General features: G+C 47.1%; 3 protein-coding genes. 1 reads left to right on the top strand and 2 read right to left on the bottom strand.

Annotated features, from left to right (window positions below; translation table 11 throughout):
• Positions 1 to 215 (top strand): hypothetical protein (locus ACFCY1_RS41500; RefSeq protein WP_375877821.1); only part of this gene is annotated, 215 nt, incomplete at its 5' end.
• A 375-nt stretch (positions 216 to 590) separates the two neighbouring features.
• Here the strand turns inward: ACFCY1_RS41500 and ACFCY1_RS41495 are convergent.
• The gene (locus ACFCY1_RS41495; RefSeq protein WP_000719360.1) at positions 591 to 818 is read right to left on the bottom strand and encodes a YgdI/YgdR family lipoprotein; all 228 of its coding nucleotides are present in this window, start codon (positions 816 to 818) and stop codon (positions 591 to 593) included.
• A 21-nt stretch (positions 819 to 839) separates the two neighbouring features.
• Positions 840 to 1,112, bottom strand: coding sequence for a YgdI/YgdR family lipoprotein (locus ACFCY1_RS41490; RefSeq protein ID WP_375877820.1), 273 nt, complete (start codon positions 1,110 to 1,112; stop codon positions 840 to 842).
• Between the last annotated feature and the right edge of the window lie 795 nt (positions 1,113 to 1,907).

Here is a 1,907-nt window from a genome sequence, read left to right as displayed (position 1 = left end):
GCATCGGCCTACAACACCCAGAGCATCGCATTCGAGGGAAACGACGTAGAGGTGGACTTCCCGTGACAGACCGACCCACAGAACCAGGGGGAATTATGAAACTGCTTAATGTTATTGAAGCTGTACTTAACTGCCTGCATCTGGCGGCAGAACTGTGGGAGTGGCTGGAAAAGCATTTGCCGGTTTTCGGGGCCTTCACGCTGTTTTTGGGCTGAATCCTGCCGTCATTCACCTGGCTGCATGGCTATGCAGTCGGGTAAAAATTATCTCCCGGCTTAACGGAGGATGTAGCGTTGCTTAAGCCGGGTTTTCGGGTGCCAGGTGCCGTCTGCGCCGTCAGTGCCGATCCGGCGGTGCAGACAACGGATGTTATGGTAAAAGCATGATGCCTGGCGGGTACGGAAAAATTGTGGCGACCGAGCCTGCAGACGCAAAAATCCGGCCCATACTTATTCGTCTCCTTCATCAGGAATGCAGTACTATCCAGCCACTGCAGGTATTTGGCCCCCAGCGGGGGCTTTTTTTGCCTGTTGTTGGGGCAGATAAAGAAAAGGGCCGCATTAGCGGCCCTTTTCGGAGAGAGCGATGCCTCAATGCGGAATTTCAGAGACTTCTTTAACGTCGGCTTTATTGATCTGCTGTTTGACACCATTTGCGTCTTTATAGCCCAGCAGGCCTGAGTCTGATTCTGTAGGCTTGCCGTCGCTGACAATTGTACGCCCGTCGTTGGTGTGGATGGCATAGCTTGTGCGCGTGCAGCCGGTTAGGGCTGAAAGCGCAACTGCCGCTGCGAACACTGAAACAAAAATCTTTTTCAAAGCCAGCTCCTTTTATCCGTATCAGTTGTCTAGTTCACTCATGTTGGTAATTTTGTCACGGTTGATCTGTTCGGTTCGGCCTGTATGGGCATCTTTGTAGGATACTAACCCCGTATCACTGTCAACTTTGGGTTTGCCGTCTGTAACGATAGTGCGACCATCTGTGGTTTTTATTTCTTGGTTTGAAGAACATCCAGCAGCGGCAAAGGTCACCAACGCGACCATCATGGCCGCCAACAGCGTTTTTTTATTCATAATAGGTTCCCTGCTTAAAGGTAAAGTGGATATGGTCACTAACCATCTAAGTATAGGTCGTTTTTTCATGCGAAAAGAGGATTGAAGGTGGGCATCATGCCCAGCAGTAAAAATGAATGAAAAACGATTTTGGAATGTTGCTTGTTTTTGAGGATTGAAATGGCCTTATTAATTTCACTGGTTGTAGTGGCAGGTCTTTACTATCAATTTTGGTATAAGCCACATAGAGCGCCGATCTTGCGTATATGGGGGATCGCGCCTGATGGACAAGAATTTCGATTATTGCTAACAGAGCATGGAGAAAAAGAGGCTGTTTTACTGTTCGGAAAGAAATCTTTTGTTGCCGTGCCAGATACGCAGAACCTTTATGGTGGGTGTTATTACCTTTATTTAGAGGATGCTCACAAGAACGAGCTTTTAATTGAGTTAAACGAAAGTGATTTATACCCCGGTGGCGCAATAGAACTTCAACACAACGGCGGTCGGAAGATTCATTGCGAGATACTAAAAGTAAGGTGGAGTCGTTAACTCAAGTAATGTTTCCTAAGTATGTTGATAGGCAAACATAGTGGTAGTTAGTCTCTCTGAGTAAATGATCTTCTTGTGATCCTGTCGTTACAGTCGTAATCTCTTGCTCTGAAAACGAAAAAACCACCTGGGGAGGTGGTTTGATCGAAGGTTAAGTCAGTTGGGGAACTGCTTAACCAGGTAACTGGGTATACGAGACCGCAGAAACCAAAAATGTTCTTTCAGTGTAGCCTCTCTCAGGCCCATACTTCAAGACCTCTTAATTTGTCTCTCGTATACCTCCAGTTACTAATGGCTGCTGCCAGT

Source organism: Kitasatospora sp. NPDC056273 (assembly GCF_042268845.1).
Taxonomy (GTDB): Bacteria; Actinomycetota; Actinomycetes; order Streptomycetales; family Streptomycetaceae; genus Kitasatospora.
The sequence above is the reverse complement of the archived record's forward strand: the minus strand, read 5'-3'. Positions and strand labels throughout refer to the sequence as shown.